This is a genomic window from Bradyrhizobium guangxiense, from assembly GCF_004114915.1.
In the GTDB taxonomy this organism is placed as follows: Bacteria; Pseudomonadota; Alphaproteobacteria; order Rhizobiales; family Xanthobacteraceae; genus Bradyrhizobium; species Bradyrhizobium guangxiense.
In genome coordinates, this window is the sequence record NZ_CP022219.1 from 3542394 (window position 1) to 3560530 (window position 18137).

15 protein-coding genes are annotated in these 18137 nt (G+C 63.9%); 6 read left to right on the forward strand and 9 right to left on the reverse strand.

Going from position 1 to position 18137, the window contains the following annotated elements; all coding sequences use genetic code 11:
* Positions 1-452 precede the first annotated feature (452 nt).
* Entirely contained in the window at positions 453-1175 is a 723-nt protein-coding gene (locus tag X268_RS16750) for an outer membrane protein (RefSeq protein WP_128925970.1), read from the reverse strand.
* A gap of 253 nt (positions 1176-1428) precedes the next feature.
* Between X268_RS16750 and X268_RS16755 the strand changes: the two genes are divergently transcribed.
* The 3 genes from X268_RS16755 (at position 1429) to X268_RS16765 (ending at position 3460) form a co-directional block, all read left to right on the forward strand.
* Positions 1429-1749 carry a DUF3551 domain-containing protein gene (locus X268_RS16755; RefSeq protein ID WP_128929293.1) on the forward strand — a complete coding sequence of 107 codons (321 nt, stop codon included), beginning with the start codon at positions 1429-1431 and terminating at the stop codon, positions 1747-1749.
* Position 1750: 1 nt separating this feature from the next.
* Entirely contained in the window at positions 1751-2023 is a 273-nt protein-coding gene (locus X268_RS16760; RefSeq protein ID WP_128925971.1) for a DUF3551 domain-containing protein, read from the forward strand.
* Between the two features lie 132 nt (positions 2024-2155).
* Positions 2156-3460 (forward strand): MFS transporter, encoded by a 1305-nt coding sequence (locus X268_RS16765; RefSeq protein WP_164937773.1) that lies wholly within the window; start codon positions 2156-2158, stop codon positions 3458-3460.
* Between the two features lie 48 nt (positions 3461-3508).
* Here the strand turns inward: X268_RS16765 and map are convergent, their stop codons facing one another.
* The 3 genes from map to X268_RS16780 form a co-directional block, all read right to left on the reverse strand.
* Positions 3509-4258 carry a type I methionyl aminopeptidase gene (gene map / locus X268_RS16770; RefSeq protein ID WP_128925973.1) on the reverse strand — a complete coding sequence of 250 codons (750 nt, stop codon included), beginning with the start codon at positions 4256-4258 and terminating at the stop codon, positions 3509-3511.
* 128 nt (positions 4259-4386) lie between these two features.
* Entirely contained in the window at positions 4387-5286 is a 900-nt protein-coding gene (locus X268_RS16775) for a GNAT family N-acetyltransferase (protein WP_164937774.1), read from the reverse strand.
* Between the two features lie 26 nt (positions 5287-5312).
* A complete protein-coding gene (locus X268_RS16780) occupies positions 5313-6689 on the reverse strand; it encodes an FAD-binding oxidoreductase (RefSeq protein ID WP_128925974.1) in 1377 nt (458 codons plus the stop codon).
* Positions 6690-6797: 108 nt separating this feature from the next.
* On the opposite strand from X268_RS16780, the gene X268_RS16785 reads away from it, so the two are divergent.
* Positions 6798-7706, forward strand: coding sequence for a LysR substrate-binding domain-containing protein (locus X268_RS16785; protein ID WP_128925975.1), 909 nt, complete (start codon positions 6798-6800; stop codon positions 7704-7706).
* Between the two features lie 50 nt (positions 7707-7756).
* Here the strand turns inward: X268_RS16785 and X268_RS16790 are convergent, their stop codons facing one another.
* Complete coding sequence (locus tag X268_RS16790) at positions 7757-10906, reverse strand: GAF domain-containing hybrid sensor histidine kinase/response regulator (RefSeq protein ID WP_128925976.1); 3150 nt, start codon at positions 10904-10906, stop codon at positions 7757-7759.
* A gap of 338 nt (positions 10907-11244) precedes the next feature.
* Between X268_RS16790 and X268_RS16795 the strand changes: the two genes are divergently transcribed.
* On the forward strand, positions 11245-12492 hold the full coding sequence (locus X268_RS16795; protein WP_347341915.1) for a COG3904 family protein: 1248 nt from the start codon (positions 11245-11247) through the stop codon (positions 12490-12492).
* A gap of 63 nt (positions 12493-12555) precedes the next feature.
* On the opposite strand, the gene X268_RS16800 is transcribed toward X268_RS16795, so the two are convergent.
* On the reverse strand, positions 12556-13341 hold the full coding sequence (locus tag X268_RS16800; RefSeq protein WP_128925978.1) for a helix-turn-helix transcriptional regulator: 786 nt from the start codon (positions 13339-13341) through the stop codon (positions 12556-12558).
* A gap of 109 nt (positions 13342-13450) precedes the next feature.
* On the opposite strand from X268_RS16800, the gene X268_RS16805 reads away from it, so the two are divergent.
* Positions 13451-14530, forward strand: a complete 1080-nt coding sequence (locus X268_RS16805; RefSeq protein WP_164938144.1) for a quinone oxidoreductase family protein — start codon at positions 13451-13453, stop codon at positions 14528-14530.
* Between the two features lie 88 nt (positions 14531-14618).
* Here X268_RS16805 and X268_RS16810 read toward each other — a convergent pair whose 3' ends face one another.
* From X268_RS16810 to proS, 3 genes are all read right to left on the reverse strand, one after another.
* On the reverse strand, positions 14619-15323 hold the full coding sequence (locus tag X268_RS16810; protein WP_128925980.1) for an ABC transporter ATP-binding protein: 705 nt from the start codon (positions 15321-15323) through the stop codon (positions 14619-14621).
* Between the two features lie 7 nt (positions 15324-15330).
* Positions 15331-16611, reverse strand: a complete 1281-nt coding sequence (locus X268_RS16815) for a lipoprotein-releasing ABC transporter permease subunit (protein WP_128925981.1) — start codon at positions 16609-16611, stop codon at positions 15331-15333.
* Positions 16612-16701: 90 nt separating this feature from the next.
* On the reverse strand, positions 16702-18021 hold the full coding sequence (proS, locus tag X268_RS16820) for a proline--tRNA ligase (RefSeq protein WP_128925982.1): 1320 nt from the start codon (positions 18019-18021) through the stop codon (positions 16702-16704).
* Positions 18022-18137 lie beyond the last annotated feature (116 nt).

The following is an 18137-nucleotide window of genomic DNA, read 5'->3' on the forward strand; positions in this document are numbered from 1 at the left end:
TCGCGTGATGGCCTTTCGCAGATGGGATGGAGCGGGTGCCGGCTCCTCAAGGCATCATGCGCCTGTCCGGCCGACTCGCAGGCACAATGGTGGGGTGCCGCGCCGCGAGAGTCCACGCCGGAGCGGCCGCTTCGCCGCGTCGTCCCGCTTTTCCCCAACCAGACACGCTTTGAAGGGCCGGGACTCAGAGCTGGGGTATGACCTGGGCCCAGATCGCGATCATCCCGACGAACAGCGTGATCGACGCCAGTGCGGCGGCCTCTTCGACGAAAACCCTGAACATGTCTCGCTCCTTTGCTAGAACGTATGAAGAACATTGTTCTCATTTCGTTCTCGGGAGTCAAGCGCGTCAGGTGATCTCTAAAGGCAATGGTTAACTCGCTGAATTCACGCAATAAAAAAGCCCCGGCCGAGGCCGGGGCTTCGACGAACGCTCGAGAGAGCGATCGATCTCAGTAACGGCCGAGGACCGGGCCGCCGAACTTGTAGTTCAGGCGGACGAGGCCCATGTCGACGTCCTGCTTGATGCGGTCGGTGCCGGCGAGACCGGCGAAGGTGACGTCCTTGTCCGACAGGAAGATGTGGTTGTACTCGACGCCAACCGACCAGTTCGGCGCAAAGCCGTACTCGAGGCCAGCACCGACCGTACCGCCCCAACGGGTCTGGTCGTTCGAGGACAGCAACGCACCCGAGGCCGTGCTGAACACGTCGTACTTGACGCCGACCACAGCCGCACCGCCCTTGACGTAGAGCAGGACGTTGTTCCAGGCGTAGCCGACCTGACCGGTGATCAGACCGAACGAGTCGATCTTCGAGCGATTGCGAGTGGCAAACAGCGCGCTGACATTGTCGCCCGAGAAGTCGGCCCAGTTGCCCTGACCTTCCACGCCGAACACCCACTGGCCGGACTGCCAGCGATAGCCGATCTGGCCACCGACCGTGCCGCCGGTCGCATCGTGCGAACCTTCGCGGCCACCACCGACGAGATCCCAGGTGCTGTGAGCGGAACCGCCGCCGCCGTTGATACCGATGTAGAAGCCACTCCAGTCGTAGATCGCGGCGACCATCGCAGGCGCCTTGGTGTAGGGCCGTGCTGCGAGGTCAGCAGCCAGTGCCGGCGCAGTCGCGCTGAGCGCAACAAGGCTCACAGCAGCAAGCAACAAATTCTTCTTCATTTGAGTCCCGTTCCAGTTTCGTCGTTAGGCCCCCTGGCCGTGCAGTGGTCATAACAGCGATCGACGGAATTGCTGTAACCTCGACGCAACAGTTCGCTCCAAAGGCCCGCGCTTCATTAATGAAGGTTTATCAGCGCGCGCGGGAAACCCCTTGAAACAAGTGTTTTCTGTAGTTCCATTGTTGGCGACACGAGATAAATTGCATATGCGCGTAACAACGTCGCGCGCACATTCGCGTGATGGAGAATTGAAGATGCCGAAACGAATTGCCCTCCCCATTGTCGCCACATTCTCGCTCGCGCTCGCCACATTTGCACTTCTGTCGAACGCCAGCACACCGGCGCACGCATTCGGCACGCATCATCCGTTCTGTCTCACCGGCGATGAATGGCCCGGGCTGAGCAATTGCAGGTTTGACACCTACGCGCAGTGCCAGGCGAGCGCATCGGGACGCGCGCTGACCTGCATCGCGAATCCGTATTTCGCCGGACAGAGCGACGACCCCTACGCCTATCAGAATCGTCCGCGCGCACAGACGCCGGGCTATTCGCCCGGCATCTACCTGCCGCGCTGAGATGCGCGGCGCCTGTCTCACGCTCGCCGCCATAGGCCTGCTTCTCGCGGACGGACCGGCACCCGCGCAGACCTACGATCCGGGCTATCCGGTCTGCATGCAGATCTACGGCCCCGTCGGCTATTTCGATTGCCGCTACGGCTCGCTCGAGCAGTGCAGATATCTCGCCGTCGGACGCTCGGCGAGCTGCACCGTGAATCCATACTATCCGCTGAAAAAGCCTCCTCGCCCATCGCGGTCGGCCAACCCCGGTTCGGCACGTGCGGGACGCTGATATGCAGTCGGCTCTCCGCCGGTGCTCTTGTGTTGACGCGGGCTGATCGCAGTTTAAGTACGACAGACAAATCTTGCAAGGGTGGCGACGTTCGCTGGGCTGGTTCCCGTTGCCGCCACCAATGCAGGACTCATGACGACTTCGTCTCAAGCGGCCTCGCGTCGCGCAAAATCAGCTCCGGCTTCCGCGCCCCCTCGCCTTGCCATCGTGCTGTTCTCGCTTGCTATGGGCGGCTTTGCGATCGGAACCACCGAATTCGCATCGATGAGCCTGTTGCCGTTCTTCGCCACCGATCTCGGTATCGACGAGCCGACAGCGGGCCACGCGATCAGTGCCTATGCGCTCGGCGTGGTGCTGGGGGCGCCGCTGATCGCCGTGCTCGGCGCGCGATTCGCCCGGCGCACGCAGCTGCTGGCACTGATGGCCGTGTTCGCGCTCGGCAATGCGCTCACGGCGCTTGCGCCCGGCTATGGCGCGATGATCGCGGCCCGTTTTCTCTCCGGATTGCCGCACGGCGCCTATTTCGGCATCGCCGCACTGGTCGCGGCCTCGCTGGTTCCCCAGCATCGTCGCTCGCAGGCGGTCGGCCAAATTATGCTCGGCCTGACCTCTGCCACCATCATCGGCGTGCCGCTCGCCAATCTGATCGGACAGGCAGCCGGCTGGCGCGCGAGCTTCGGCCTCGTCTCGGTGCTGGCGTTGCTCACAGTATTGCTCTGCGCCTTGTTCGCGCCGCGCGATCAGGCCGGCAAGTCCGATCCGTTGCGCGAGCTCGGCGCGCTCAGGAGCGGCCGCGTCTGGATCACGCTCGCGATCGGCGCCATCGGCTTCGGCGGCATGTTCGCGGTCTATACGTATCTTGCGACGACATTGATCGAGGTCACCAAGGTCAGCACCGCGGTCATCCCGTTCTTCCTGGCTGTGTTCGGCATCGGCGCGACATTGGGCAACCTGTTCGTACCGCGCTTCGCCGACCGTGCCTTGATGCCGACGGCGGGCGTCATCCTGCTGTTTGCCGCAGTCGCGCTGCTGGCATTCCCGCTTGCGGCCGGCAATCCCTGGCTGCTCGCGGCGGACATCTTCGCCATCGGCGCCAGCGTCTCGCTCGGCGCCATCCTGCAGACGCGGCTGATGGATGTTGCGGGAGATGCACAGGCGCTGGCGGCCGCGCTAAATCATTCGGCATTCAATACGGCCAACGCGCTCGGCCCGTTCCTCGGGGGTCTTGCGATCCGCGAGGGACTGGGTTGGACCTCCACCGGCCCTGTCGGCGCAGCGCTGGCGCTTCTCGGATTCCTGATCTGGATCATCGCCTGGCGCGACACCGGGCCTGCGCCGGCCGGCATCATCGCGCAACGCGAGGCAGCTCCACTTGCGCCCCCGCTGGCGCCGGACCACCGAAGCCGCTCGGCTTCCGCCTGCGATCCGGTGGCATGACGTCGGCGCAGGTCAGGCAAGGCATAAGGCGTCCCGGTCCCGGTCGCCTCAGCCCGCCATCGTCACAATCAACGGGCCGTGCTTTGTGGCGACAACAGTGTGCTCGTACTGCACCGTCGGCGCTGCGGGACTGCTGTAGAGCGTCCACGGATCATCGCCATTCTCCGCCCACTCCGCGCCCATGGAGAGGAACGGCTCGACGGTGAACACCAGGCCATCGGTCATGATGCGACGTTCGGAGCGATCGGGCCATGTTGCGATCTCCGTCGGCTCCTCATGGAGCGACAGGCCGACGCCGTGACTGGCGAGATTCCTGACCAGGCTGTAGCCGTGCTTCCGAGCAAAGGTCCCGATCGCCTGGCCGATGCCGGCCATCGGTTTGCCGGCGCCCCCCTGCCGCAGCCCGGTCCACATCGCCCGCCGGCCGTCGCGGCAGAGCCGTTCGACCGCGCGGGTGACGGGCGGAACGGCAAACGAGGCGCCCGTATCGGCAAAGAACCCATTCTTCTCGGCCGACACGTCGATGTTGACGAGGTCGCCGCGCGCGATCCGCCGCTCACCGGGGATGCCGTGCGCGATCTCCTCGCTCACGCTGATGCAGGTCGCGCCGGGAAAATCGTAGGCCAGCTCCGGCGCCGAGCGTGCCCCGGCGACCTCCAGGAGCCTTCGCCCGATCCGGTCGAGCTCGGAGGTGGTCATGCCCGGCTCGAGCGCCTTGCCCATCGCCTCCAGTGTGTTGGCGACGATGCGCCCGATCTCCTGCAGGCGCGTCAGGTCGTTGTCGTCGGAGATGGTCATGTGGCGGCTCTTCTCGAAAGCTGCGGCATAGCGCTTGCGAGGACGGCTTGCAAATGGAGTGTGCCAAGATCGTTCGCGGAGCCGCCTCAGCGTTCCGAGAACGTGGTATAGCCAGCCCCGGGGCGGACCTACATGAAGCCGGGATTACGCGGGAGATACCTGGCCCAATCGCCGAACTGTCGATCAGACATCAGCAGCATCGGGAATTTCAGATGCATGCCGTGGTCGATCGCCACCTTGAGCGCCGGCTCGCTCGTACCCGGCACAAAGGCCGAGATGATCGGGACATCGCTCCGTGCCGCGAATGAAAGCGCAGCCGCAAAGGCGGGCCCAACGAGATCGAGCCGGCGCACGGCGAGCGGGCCAATGTGTCCGTCCGAGATATAGACATACCCTTCGCATTCACGGCCGGCATGAATGGTGAACCCGTTCGTCGTGCTGTCGCCCAGGAGATATCGGTGATGCTTTGCTCTGGAAACGCCGAGAGCACTGATATCAATGGGCACAAGGTCCTCGAACCGGGGCGCCGGAGCAGCAAGGGGTTCGAGATGGAGCCGCGGCCCGGCCAGCCGTGACGCCAGGCGGTCACGAGGCACGCTGACCATGTAGATCGGACAGCGCGGAAACAGTCCATGGCGGATGTAGAGGCCCTGCGACACGTTGTTGAAGGTGAAGGTGATCAGCGCCTTGAGGGATGTTCCGCGCGCTTCCGCGTGCGCGAATGTCTTGCTGATGAGTTGATTGCCAATGCCGTCGCTCTGCCGGTCAGGCGCGACAAACAGCTGCGCCAGAAACCAAAGCTCGCCACATACCCAGCTCCACGCAAAGCCGACGATTTCTCCGTCGTCATCGGCGACCCACAGACCGGCGGGATCATCCGCAAGCGAGAAGGCCTGAAAACTCAGCGGCTGAGAGGATGCCATCTTGCCGACCCCCCGCCGTTGCGTGAGCTCGTTGATGCTCGCGACCACGATCTCGTCGGCTCTGGCCAAATCATCGATGCGAGCAGGTCGGCACACGACAGCCATGAGGGCAACCAGTCCTCAGTCGATGATCAGGCGAGCGGCCGGATATTCTGGTTCATACGGAAGAAGTTCGTCGGGTCGTATTTTGCCTTGATCCGCTGCAGGCGCCGGTAGTTCGGTCCATAGGCGGCAGCGACAGGATCGCCTGTCTCGTCATCATCGAGATAATTGACATAGCGGCCGGAGGCAAAGAAGGGCCGCATCCTTTCGTGAGTGTCGCGCGCCCAAGCAATGCAACGGTTCGTATCGCTGGGCTGCGTCCACTGCGCCAGAATCAAGAAGTTATAGCCCTCCTGTCGATGCGGAAATGCGGTGTCTCCCGCATCGACACGAGCCACCGCGCCGTGAATATGTTCGAGGAGGAGCTGACCCATGGGGGTCGGACAGCGCGCGAAACATTCGATCATGGTCGCAATCGCGCCATCGCTCAACTCCGCGAGGAAGTTCGATTTCCAATAGTTGAAGGCGCCTTTCGGATAATTGGCGTCGAGCATGCGGTTGAGTTCGCAATAGGGTATCGGCCCGACTGCATCCAGGATCGGAGTCCCGAACTGTTTCAGCGGCCGCACCGCTCGTTCGGCATCCGCCACGGGTCCGCAGTGGCTGGTGACCAGGGCGGCGACCTCTGTGCCGGATCCGTCTGGCGCATGGGTCAAGGATGCGAACAGCATATGCTCGTCCGCGAGCGATCGCGTGCAGGTCCGGAAAAATTCGAGCACGTCGCGGGAGCGCTCGATGGGATGTACGATCGGGCCGCCGGTGATGATCGGTCCGACCGAATGAAGATCGTATTCGAGTGCGATGGCAATCCCGAAGTTTCCGCCGCCGCCGCGAGCGGCCCAGAACAGATCGGGCTCATCTTTCGTGCTGGCCCGCAGTACCTTGCCGTCAGCCGTGACGAGTTCGACGGCCCGCAGATTGTCCAGGGCGAGACCATGCTTGCCCATGAGCCAGCCGATTCCTCCGCCGAGGGTCAGGCCGGCGATCCCCGTGGTCGAAACCACACCCCCGGTGACCGCAAGCCCATGAAGCTGCGTCTCGCGATTGAGCTCGCCCCAGGTGACCCCGCCCTGCGCCCAGACGGTCCGACCGACAGGGTCGACCCGCACGCCCTTCATGGGCGAGAGGTCGATCATGATCCCGCCGTCGATGGTTGCGCGCCCTGCCACATTATGGCCACCGCCGCGAACTGCGACCTCAAGGCCGAGCTTGGTCGCAAGAGCGACGGCATCGACGACATCGGCCACGCTGCGGCACCTGGCAATCAATGCCGGCCGTTTGTCGACCAACCCGTTGTGGACCTTTCGCGCCTCCTCGTAGCCCTGGTCCGCTGGTTTGAGGAGTTGTCCTCCGAAAGAGGCGCTAAGATCAGCGGCAGCGCTGGCGACAGATGCGATGGACGACATGACATGGTCTCCTCAGCTTGACCCGCCATATCCTCGACCGCGGACTGCCTCGGCGCAAATCCGAAGAATTCAGGTGACGATGAATTAATTTCACCTACACTGGGAGGCATGCACAAGCTGCCGCCGCTGATCGAGCTTCGCGCTTTTGAAGCCGCCGCCCGCCATCTCAGCTTCAAGAAGGCTGCAGCAGAACTCGGCGTGACGCCAACGGCGATCAGCCACCAGATCGGGCTGCTCGAGCAGTATTGCGGTCGCGCTCTGTTCCGCCGCAGGCCACGACCGCTCTCGCTGACTGATGCCGGCGTGCGGCTTTCCCCCGCCATACGCGGTGGGCTCGAGGTGTTCGCTGCGGCCATCGCAACCGTCAAGCAGGACGGCACGCAACAGCCGCTTCGCGTGACGACGACCAACGCATTCGCCAGCCGCTGGCTGGTGCCCCGCCTGCCGCTGTGGCGGAAGTTGCATCCCGACGTGCCACTGGACGTCATCGGCACTGACACGGTGCTCGATCTGCAGGCCGGAGACGGCGATGTTGCCATTCGCTACGCGACCAGCCGGGTGCGGCCGGCAGACGGCATCGTCGAAGATCTCTTCAGCGACACATTCTGGGTCATCTGCAGTCCGCGCCTGCTTGCAACGAGGCGCCTGAAGCGCCCAGTCGATCTCGCAAATCACGTCCTGATCCACTCCTATTGGTCGCCCGCCGATCGTGACCCGCCCACCTGGCAGCGCTGGCTCGCCGCGGCTCAGCGCAGATGGCACGAAGTCCCCGCATTCAAGGACCTGCAGCATCTGAGCTTCCGGGAGGAACTGCACGCCATCGAGGCGGTGATCGCAGGACAAGGAATCGGAGTGTTCAGTGATGTCCTGACGGCACGCGACCTCGCCGCCGGGACGCTCGTGAAGGCGTTCAAGTTGAGCTTGCCCGGCTACGGCTTCCACGTGGTCAGCAAGCCAGGCCATCCGCGTGCGAGAACGATCCGCGCCTTTTCGGAATGGCTACGGTCAAATCCCTGATCCGTTTGTTGGCGACGATCGTCCGCTGGATGATCGGACCGAACGGAGGATCAAACTTCGTCCAGCAAGGCACGAACTTTGGCGGCCAGGTCTTCGATCGCGAAGGGCTTGGAGAGCAGGTGCTTGCCGGCGTCGAGCATGCCATTGTGAACGATGGCGTTGCGCGTGTAGCCGGTGGTGAACAGCACCTTCAGATCCGGGTATCGTTTCGACAGCTTGGCTGCAAGCTCAGCGCCTGTCATCTCGGGCATGACAACATCGGTGAACAGCAGATCCGGAACGAGGCCGTTTTCAATCGTCCTGATCGCCTCCTTGGCACTCGCGACTTCGACGACGGTATAGCCGAGCTCGCGCAGGCTTTCGGATGAGATGCCACGGACCCGCTCATCGTCCTCGACGACCAGGATGGTCTCGCCCTGAAGGCTAGCACCCGGATGTGTCACGCCCTGGGACGACGTCGCGGCTGCCTCCTCGCCGGCGAAGCGTGGAAGATAGACCTTCACGGTCGTGCCGACGTCGACTTCCGAATAGATTTTGACGTGGCCGCCCGATTGCCGCACGAACCCGTAGACCTGGCTGAGGCCGAGGCCGGTGCCCTTGCCCACGGCCTTGGTCGTGAAGAAGGGATCGAACACCTTTCCCAGCGCGTCCGCCGGAATCCCGGTGCCGTTATCGGTTATTGCAATGAGAACATATTGTCCGGGCGACAATGCGTATTCCCGGGCATATTTTCGGTCGATCGAGGCATTGCTGGTCTCTATCGTCAGCCGGCCGCCCTTGGGCATGGCATCGCGCGCATTGACCGCAAGGTTGATGACAGCGCTTTCGAGTTGGGCCGGGTCTGCCTTGACGCGCCAAAGTCCGGCCGCGAGGACCGTTTCGAGGCGAACAAGCTCTCCGAGCGACCGTTCGAGCAGTTCGCTCATGCCGCCGACCATCTTGTTGATGTCCACCACCTCAGGCGCCAGCGGCTGTTGCCGCGAGAACGCGAGCAGCCTTTGCGTCAAGGTGGCAGCGCGATTTGCTCCGTCGATCGCGCCCTCGATGAAGCGCTCGATATTGACCTCGCCCTTGCCGAGCCGCCGCTTGGCGAGATTCAAGCCTCCCAGAATGACGGCCAGCATGTTGTTGAAGTCGTGCGCGATCCCGCCGGTCAGCTGCCCAACGGCCTCCATCTTCTGGGATTGCCGCAATTGCTCTTCGGCCTTCATGCGTTCGGCAATCTCGTCGGCGACACGCTTCTCGAGTTCGGCATTGAGCGCCTCGAGCCGGGTCAGGAGGCGGGCGTTGTCGATGGCGGTGGCGGCATGGCCCGCGATGCCGAGCAATGCGCTCTCGTGCTCCGCCTGGAATTGGCCCGTCTCGGCATGGCCGAAGAAGAGCCCGCCGAGAACTTCTCCGGCGCGCGAGATGACGGGAACAGCGAGGTAGGATCGGACCGGAAGATGTCCCTCGGGCATGCCTTTGCGCGGCGCGTTCTTGCCATAGCGCGGGTCCTGCAGGATATCGTCGGACCGCACCACGCCCGTGCCCTTGAACGTCGGCTCGAACACCGCGGTGTTGCGCGGCATCGGGAAGTTGTCGAAGGCGGATCGCGGCACACCGGATAGCGAATAGAGCATGTAGCTGCCGCCGTCCGCCGCCAGGACGTTGTAGAAGAACGCTCCGAACTGGGCGCCTGTCAGCTCGACGCCGGCATCGGTCACGATCTGCACGATCGTTTCGAGGTCGCGCTCGCGGGCGACGGAGGCACCGGTATCGTTCAATATCCTGAGTTGGCGCTCGGTCTTCTTCTGCGCCGAAATATCCAGCACGGTCCCGATGAAGCGGACGGCTTTGCCCTTGGAAAAGATGGCCTCGCCGGTCGCGGCGATCCAGCGTTCGATACCATCCTCGATGCCGATGGTTCGGTATTCGATGTTGTAGCTTTGCGGGGAATCCGGCCGGAGAGCGGCGGACACGGCCTCATGAGCGCGCTGCCTGTCATCAGGGTGGATGCCTTTCAGGAACGACCCCTCGTAGCTCACTGCTGCTTCCGGCGACAAGCCGAACACCTCCTTGCAGCGATTATCCCAGCCAAGGACGTCGTTGACCGGATCGTAATCCCAGGTGCCGATGCCTGCCGCCTTGTTGGCAAGGCTCAGGCGTTCGGCCGCGTTTCGCGCGGCCTGTTCCGATCGAACGCGCTCGATATGGGCCCACGACCGTTCGGTGACCTCCGTGAGCAACGCGAGTTCGCGGGGCGTCCATTGATGGGGGCCGCGATGATGGATGGCCATCAAAGCGGTAAGCTGGCCTGCCTTCACCAGTGGCATGCAGATCGTCGACCCGATACCGATGCTCTGAAAGGTGGCTGCTTCCTGCGGCGCGATCTCCTTCAGATTGTCGTTGATGACGAGAGGCCTGCCGGCGCGAAGGTCTCGCACCGCCTTCTCGCCGAAATCAGCCAGACTGTAATGACCGAGGATGTGCATCGCGCCGGGGGCCGCCCAATCCCCGCGGATGGTGAAGCCGTCCTGATCGGGATCCATGTCGGCATAAGCGCAGTTCGACACTCCGAGATGCTCACCGACCATCCTCGTCGTCACCGCCATCACGCCGTCGGCATCGCGAGTCTTGGCCGTCTCCCTGCTGAGAGCATCCAGGAACAGCAGGCGGCTCTCGTTCTCCCGCACTGCCGCCTCGGCGCGTCGCCGCTCGACTGCGGTGCGCGTGCGCTCCGCGACGTCGTGGATGAGCTCGAGTTCCTCGGGGCTCCATTGCCGCGGTGTTGCGTCGTTGAGATACAGGAGCGCTACGACCCCGTCGGGCTCCGAGATGGGCATGTTGACGAGCGCGCGAGCGGATATCGCTTCGAGCGCACGGGCGCGGTCGCCAACGCGAGGATCTTTCTCCGCGTCGGCACAGATGACGGTTTCGCCTCGCTTCAGGTCTTCAATATAGTCGCCATAGTCGCGGAAGTGCAGCACTCCTGCCAGACTCGAAATGCCCGGCGCGTTCCAATCGCGAGCGATGGTGATGGTCTCGGCGGACGTATCGACGGTCCCGTAGCCCGCCCGGCTGACCTTGAGGCTGCGGCCGAGCAACTCTGCCGCCGCATAGGCGAGATCGTCAGGGTTGGCGATCTCCCGGATGTAGTCCCCAAGGGCAGCCAAGACGGCATTGCGATCGGTCGAGTTCTCCCCGGCCGCCGTTGTCATCTGACTCCCCCGTCAATTTGTTCACGTCACCGAATGTCGTTTAAGCAATCTGGCGGCATCAGCTTCGAGCCAGCGAGAGATCGGCACCGGCGCTCCTGATAACCTCATGAATGAGCTAAGGTTCCGGAAGATCGGATCGCGGCTGACGCGTCCAGCAATTTCGGGGAAAGCAGAATGGCCCATTCTGGCCCAGCCAACAAACGAAACTGTAGGCGACTTCAAGTTGTGAAGGCAGCGGCCGTCGTGTAGCGTCAGCGGCCGATATTCACCTCGTGGTCTCACAATTGATGTTCGTCCGAGTCCTGCTTCTCCTTACGTCCCTATCGATCTCCGGAGCATTGCGTGCAGAAGGATCGTCGGCCGAGAAGAACGGATTTGCGACCAAGCTGACGATCTATCTCGCCAGGGGCGCTCCCGACACCTGCGGGCCGGGTTGCGACCGCTGGATCGCCATCGAGGGCCAGATCGATCAGGACGCAGCCTCGCGCGTTCGCCGCTTCTTCGCCGGCGTCAAGGACCCGCAGCGGCCGATCTACCTTCATTCGCCCGGCGGAAACGTGGAGCAGTCCTATGTGATCGCTCGGCTGCTGCGCAGCCGCAAAGCGATCGCCCGGGTTGGCCGGACGATCGCGACGGCGTGCGCCGCGGGCACGCAGATGGACGCTGCATGCCTCAAGATCAAGAATGCGACCGGCGAGGTCGAGGCCGAGCTCACCACCTACCATGCGATGTGCAACTCAGCCTGCGGTTACGTGTTTCTCGGAGCGACCTCGCGCGAGGTTGCCCCCGATGCCGCGCTGGCGGTCCATAATTCCAGGCTGATCCTCCAGCTTCGCGGCAATCCGCCTCCGGAAGTGGTCGCAGAGACGCGGCGGCGCCGGATCGCGAGCGCCGACCGCGACCGCGCCGCCTTCATTGCGGCGATGGGCATCAGCCGCGAGCTCGATGCGCTGATCCACAGCGTGAAGTTCGAAAGCCTGCACGTGCTGACGCGGCCCGAGCTCTACCGGTTCGGAATCGACACGCGACCGCTGGCCGAGACGATGTGGCGACTCGAGAAGGGAACACGGCCGTTCGTCAGCAAGGTCGCTGCGGTGAAGAAGGAGAGCGACGCCTCGTTCCGGATCATGGAGTGGCGCCTCTACTGCGAAAACAAGAAGCGCGTGCCGCTGTTGTTCGCAGGCGAGATCGACGCATCGGCCACCGGCAAGAGAACCGTCCTGATGGCGGCCAGCGCCGACACGAGCAAGGAAGCGGGAGGGCCTCCGATGCGGTTCGGAAAGTACGAGGTCTGGAACGGCGCCGTCGATCCCGACATGGTCAAGGCGGTGCTGGCCTCGCACGCCCTGCAGATTCGCGAAACCGCGCCGGACTCGGAAGGAAAGGCTGACGTCACAAGCTTCAACATCGACACGACAGGCCTGGCGTCGGTGTGGACGCAGCTTGGAACGTCGTGCACCTCGGCGGCGGCAGGCCCGGCAAAACGATGGCCGGTGAATCCTCTGCAGCCGACGCCCTGGACGGACAATCCTTGGACGGCAAGTACGAACATCAGCGCAACGCCTTTGCCCGCACCCACACCGTGACTGCACGGCGAGCGATGAGCAGGCTTGCCGGTCAATCTCCGGAAGCTGAAGCCTGCCCGTTCGTCAGTCCGCGCCGCCGACCGGCGTGTAGATCACCAGCTTCAGCGCGGGATCGTCGTTGGCCTGGAAGCTGGTGTGCTCGAACCTGAGCAAGCCCCTGGTCGGATGGTTCATGGTCTTGAGGCCCGAGGTGGTGTTGCGGATATCATGGTCTTCCCACCATTTGACAAACTCCGGACTGCCCTGGCGCAGCCGCGTCAGCAGCTCCGTGAAAGCGGGATCGCCGGCCCAGACGTCGTGGGTGGCGCGAAACATCGCGACCATGCTCCTGGCGACGTCGGTCCAGCTCGCGCCATAGAATTTTCGCGTCTGCTTGTTGGTCAGGACCAGCAGCAGGGTGTTGCGGTCCTGCTCAGGCAATTTCCCGAAGCCGAAGATCTCCTCGGCCGCCTCGTTCCAGGCCAGCACATCCCAGCGCCGGCCGGTGACGTAGGCCGGCTGATGCAGGCTCGCGATCATCCGCCGGATCGGCGGCGGCACAATCTCGCGCGTGAACGCGCCTCTTGCGCCGTCGCGGGCCAGCGCCTTCAGGTGCGCGTGCTCGGTCTTGCTGAGACGGAGTGCGCGGGCCAGCGCGTCAATGGTGGTAACGGACGGGCTGACGGTCCGGCCCTGCTCGAGACGGATGTACCAGTCGACGCCGATGCCAGCGAGCTGCGCGACCTCCTCGCGGCGCAGGCCGGCGGTGCGCCGGCGGCGGCCCGCCGGAAGGCCGACGATCTTCGGCGACAGCTTTTCGCGGCGGGACCTCAGGAAATCGCCGAATTCGACGCGGCGCGGGTCGGCCATTACCGTCGCTCCTGCATGGAGGGCCTCTGGAATACTAGGATAATACCAGGCCTTCTTGTCCCCGCCAAGGCGGCGCATATCGGTTTCACCCGACTTTGAGGTGAACATGATGAAAGCTGCCGTGCTCAAATCCTTCGGCTCGCCGCTGGTGATCGAAAATGTCCCGGAACCGGTGCTCGGCACCGGCGAGGTCATTGTCGACGTCGTCGCCACACGCGTGCTGTCCTACATGAACGAGGTCTTCGACGGGACGCGCAATTATGCACTCGAGCTGCCGATCATCCCGGGTCCGGGCGGCATCGGCCGCGTCCGTTCGATCGGACCGGACGCAACCAAGCTTGCCATCGGCGAGTGGGTGTTCTGCGATCCGACGGTGCGTTCGCGCGACGACGCCGTCGCGCCCGACATCGCGCTGCAGGGCCTGACCGCTGCCGGTGCCGGCGGCATGCGCTTGCAACGGCATTTTCGCCACGGCTCGTTTGCCGAGCAGATGCGCGTGCCGACCGAGAACGTGAAGCGGCTGGGCGCGATCACGTCCGAGGACGCGACGCAATGGTGTGCGCTGGGGACGCTGCTGGTGCCTTACGGCGGCTTCCTCGCGGCGAACCTGCACCCCGGCGAGACCGTGCTGGTGAGTGGGGCCACCGGCAATTTCGGCAGCGCAGCCGTCTCGGTGGCCCTGGCGATGGGCGCCGCCTGCGTCGTCACGCCGGGCCGCAACGAGACCATCCTGGCCGACCTCGTCCGCCGCTTCGGCAGCCGCGTGAAACCGGTCAGGCTCACCGGCAACGAAGACCACGACCGCGAGGCGATGAAGCGCGCAGCGCCAGGGCCGATCGATTGCGTGTTCGACATCATGCCGCCCTCGGTGAGCACCACCGTGGTGCGCGCGGCGGTGATGACCGTGCGTCCCTATGGCCGGGTCGTGTTGATGGGCGGCGTCGGCATGGCGGGCGGCGCGGGGCTCGAGCTGCCCTACCCCTGGATCATGCGCAACTGCATCAGCATTCACGGTGTCTGGATGTACCCGCCCGATGCCGCAAGCCGCCTGATCGCGCTGGTGCGTGCCGGGCTACTGCGGCTCGAGGAATACGAGACCGCCGCCTTCGACCTCGACCATGCCAACGCGGCGGTGGAGCATGCCGCGGCCAATGGCGGGCCGTTCAGATTGACGGTGATCCGGCCTTGAGCCTCAGGGGGCGGCGGAGCGCCGATTTTTTTCGCAAGTCCCGCCAGGCACTTGGCTACTGTGCATGGGGTTGTTTTCGCAAGATTAGCTAGTCGAGCTCGATCACCTGGCCGTTCGACAGCGACACGCGCCGGTCCATGCGGCCGGCGAGCTCCATGTTGTGGGTCGCGATCAGCATCGACACCTTGGTCGCCTTGACCAGCTGCATCAGGGCCTGGAACACGTGATCGGCGGTGTGCGGGTCGAGGTTGCCGGTCGGCTCGTCGGCGAACAGCACCCGTGGTGCGTTGGCGACCGCACGGGCGATCGCGACGCGCTGCTGCTCGCCGCCTGACAGCTCGGCGGGGCGATGCGTAATGCGGTCGCCGAGGCCGAGATAGCCGAGGATCTCCTTGGCGCGCTTGACGCTCTCGGACTTCTTCAGGCCGCGGATCAACTGCGGCAGCATGACATTCTCAAGCGCGGAGAACTCCGGCAGCAACCGGTGCGACTGATAGACGAAGCCGATATCGGTGCGGCGCAGCTGGGTACGCTCGATGTCGGGCAGCTGCGAGGTCGGCGCGCCGTTGACATAGACCTCGCCGGAATCGGGCGCCTCCAAGAGCCCTGCGATGTGCAGCAACGTCGACTTGCCCGAACCGGATGGCGCGACCAGCGCGACCGATTGGCCGGCCCACAGCGCCAGCTTGGCGCCGTCCAGGATCGTCAGCGGCACCTCGCCCTGCAAGTACTGCCGCTTTATCTCGTGGAGATAAATGACCGGTACATCTTCAGCCCCCTGCTGCTGCTCCATCAGCCCCTCACTCGTACCGGAGCGCTTCGACCGGATCGAGGCGCGCGGCGCGCCACGACGGATACAGCGTCGCCAGGAACGACAGCGTCAGCGCCATGATGACCACCGCCGTGGTCTCGCCGATGTCGATCTCGGCGGGCAGTTTCGACAGGAAATAGAGCTCCGGCGAGAACAGCTCGGTCGAGGTCAGCCAGGATAGGAATTGCCTGATCGATTCGATGTTGAGGCAGATCACGAGGCCGACGAAGAAGCCGACCAGCGTCCCGACCACGCCGATCGAAGCACCCGTGATCAGGAAGATCCGCATGATCGATCCTTGCGAGGCGCCCATCGTACGCAGGATCGCGATGTCGCTTCCCTTGTCCTTCACCAGCATGATCAGGCCCGACACGATGTTCAGCGCCGCGACCAGCACGATCATGGTCAGGATCAGGAACATCACGTTGCGCTCGACCTGGAGCGCGTTGAAGAAGGTCGAGTTGCGCTGCCGCCAATCGACCAGGAACACCGGCCGGCCGGCGGCCTCCGTCACCGCCTTGCGGAAGGCGTCGATCTTGTCGGGGTTGGTGGTGAACACTTCGATCGAGGTGACGTCGTTGCTGCGGTTGAAATAGGCCTGCGCTTCGGCAAGCGGCATGAACACGAAGCCGAGATCGTACTCGGACATGCCGATCTCGAACACCGCGACGATCTTGTACGGTTTGATGCGCGGCGTCGTGCCCATCGGGGTCACCGCGCCCTTCGGCGCCACCAGCGTGATGCTGTCGCCGGCATGCAGCGAGAGCTGGTCGGCGAGGCGCCGGCCGATCGCGACGCCCTGCCCTTCGTCAAACCCCTCGAGCGAGCCCTGCTTGATGTTCTTGGCGATCGAGGTGAGGTTGTTGAGGTCGTCGGAGCGGATGCCGCGCACCAGCACGCCGGAGGCGTTCCAGGGCGATGACGCCAGCGCCTGACCGTCCACCCCCGGCGCCGCGAGCCGAATGCCGTCGACCTGGCTGAGGCGGTCGGCAACGTCCTTCCAGTCGGTCAACGGCGATTCCAGGGGCTGGACCAGGATGTGGCCGTTGAGGCCCAGGATCTTGTCGAGCAGTTCCTTGCGGAAGCCGTTCATCACGGCCATGACGATGATCAGCGTCGCCACGCCCAGCATGATGCCGAGAAAGGAGAACCCGGCGATAACCGAGATGAATCCCTCCTTGCGGCGCGCCCGCAAATAGCGCGCCGACAGCATCCACTCGAATGGCGCAAAAGGCGCGGTCTGCACGGTTTCGGTCATGGTTTCATCCATCGCTCGATAATCCCATGATTCGGGGTCAATTGTGGCCGGATTGGCGGCCGCGATATCGCGCGATGAACAATATTCAGTCGACCAGCCTTATCAGCCCACAAGTCTTGCGACTGCGTCGGCGGGCGACATGGTCTCGCGGGAGCCGTCGCTTCGCCGCTTGATCTCGACCTTGCCATCGGCGAGGCCTTTCGGGCCGATCATGATTTGCCAGGGGATACCGATCAGGTCGGCGGCGGCGAATTTGGCGCCGGCGCGCTGGTCGGTGTCGTCGTAGAGCACGTCGACGCCCTTGGCCGTGAGCTCGGCATAAAGCTTCTCGCAGGCCGCATCGACGGCCGCATCGCCCTGCTTGAGGTTGAGGATCGACACGCGGAACGGCGCCACCGCCTCCGGCCATTTGATGCCGGCATCGTCATGGCAGGCCTCGATGATCGCGCCAAGCAGGCGCGAGACGCCGACGCCGTAGGAGCCGCCATGGATCGGCACGTCAACGCCGTCAGGTCCCGCCACCAGGGCCTTCATCGGCTCGGAATATTTGGTGCCGAAGTAGAAGATCTGGCCGACCTCGATGCCGCGGGTGTTCACCCGCTTGTCGGCGGGCACTTCCTGCTCGAAGCGCGCGGCGTCGTGGACGTCTTCGGTCGCTGCATAGAGCGAGGTCCACTGCTTGATGATCGGCGTCAGGTCGTTCTCGTAATCCACGTCTTCGCCGGGCACTGGCAGGTCCAGCACGTCGCGATTGATGAAGACGCCGGATTCCCCGGTTTCCGCCAGCACGATGAACTCGTGGCTGAGATCGCCGCCGATCGGGCCGGTCTCGGCGCGCATCGGAATCGCCTTCAGCCCCATCCGCGCGAAGGTGCGCAAGTACGCGACGAACATCTTGTTGTAAGCGACGCGCGCCGCGGCCTCGTTGAGGTCGAACGAATAGGCGTCCTTCATCAGGAACTCGCGGCCGCGCATCACGCCGAAACGCGGACGCTGCTCGTCGCGGAATTTCCATTGGATATGATAGAGATTCAGCGGCAGGTTCTTGTAGGACTTCACATAGGCGCGGAAGATCTCGGTGATCATTTCCTCGTTGGTCGGCCCGTACAGGAGCTCGCGCTTGTGGCGATCGGCGATGCGCAGCATCTCCGGGCCATAGGCATCGTAGCGGCCGCTCTCGCGCCAGAGGTCGGCGAGCTGCAAAGTCGGCATCAAGACCTCGATCGCGCCGGAGCGATCCTGCTCCTCGCGCACGATCTGCTCGATCTTCTTCAGCACGCGAAAGCCGAGCGGCAACCAGGCATAGATGCCGGCCGCCTCCTGCCGGATCATGCCGGCACGCAGCATCAGCCGATGCGAGGCGATCTCCGCCTCTTTCGGATTTTCCTTCAGGATGGGCAGAAAGAACCGCGACAACCGCATGGCAACACTCTGGGAATCAGTGATCGTCTGCAGTGAAACCGGATTGAGAGCGAAAATACAAGACCGGGAATGAGGAAAAGCCGCTAAGGCAACGGAATTCCTGTCATTTTTCCGTC

Coding starts and splice junctions, on each gene's coding strand:
- X268_RS16750 (WP_128925970.1), bottom strand. CDS start 1,175: ATGAAGAAGAATTTGTTGCTTGCTGCTGTGAGCCTTGTTGCGCTCAGC.
- X268_RS16755 (WP_128929293.1), top strand. CDS start 1,429: ATGCCGAAACGAATTGCCCTCCCCATTGTCGCCACATTCTCGCTCGCG.
- X268_RS16760 (WP_128925971.1), top strand. CDS start 1,751: ATGCGCGGCGCCTGTCTCACGCTCGCCGCCATAGGCCTGCTTCTCGCG.
- X268_RS16765 (WP_164937773.1), top strand. CDS start 2,156: ATGACGACTTCGTCTCAAGCGGCCTCGCGTCGCGCAAAATCAGCTCCG.
- map (WP_128925973.1), bottom strand. CDS start 4,258: ATGACCATCTCCGACGACAACGACCTGACGCGCCTGCAGGAGATCGGG.
- X268_RS16775 (WP_164937774.1), bottom strand. CDS start 5,286: ATGGCTGTCGTGTGCCGACCTGCTCGCATCGATGATTTGGCCAGAGCC.
- X268_RS16780 (WP_128925974.1), bottom strand. CDS start 6,689: ATGTCGTCCATCGCATCTGTCGCCAGCGCTGCCGCTGATCTTAGCGCC.
- X268_RS16785 (WP_128925975.1), top strand. CDS start 6,798: ATGCACAAGCTGCCGCCGCTGATCGAGCTTCGCGCTTTTGAAGCCGCC.
- X268_RS16790 (WP_128925976.1), bottom strand. CDS start 10,906: ATGACAACGGCGGCCGGGGAGAACTCGACCGATCGCAATGCCGTCTTG.
- X268_RS16800 (WP_128925978.1), bottom strand. CDS start 13,341: ATGGCCGACCCGCGCCGCGTCGAATTCGGCGATTTCCTGAGGTCCCGC.
- X268_RS16805 (WP_164938144.1), top strand. CDS start 13,451: ATGAAAGCTGCCGTGCTCAAATCCTTCGGCTCGCCGCTGGTGATCGAA.
- X268_RS16810 (WP_128925980.1), bottom strand. CDS start 15,323: ATGGAGCAGCAGCAGGGGGCTGAAGATGTACCGGTCATTTATCTCCAC.
- X268_RS16815 (WP_128925981.1), bottom strand. CDS start 16,611: ATGGATGAAACCATGACCGAAACCGTGCAGACCGCGCCTTTTGCGCCA.
- proS (WP_128925982.1), bottom strand. CDS start 18,021: ATGCGGTTGTCGCGGTTCTTTCTGCCCATCCTGAAGGAAAATCCGAAA.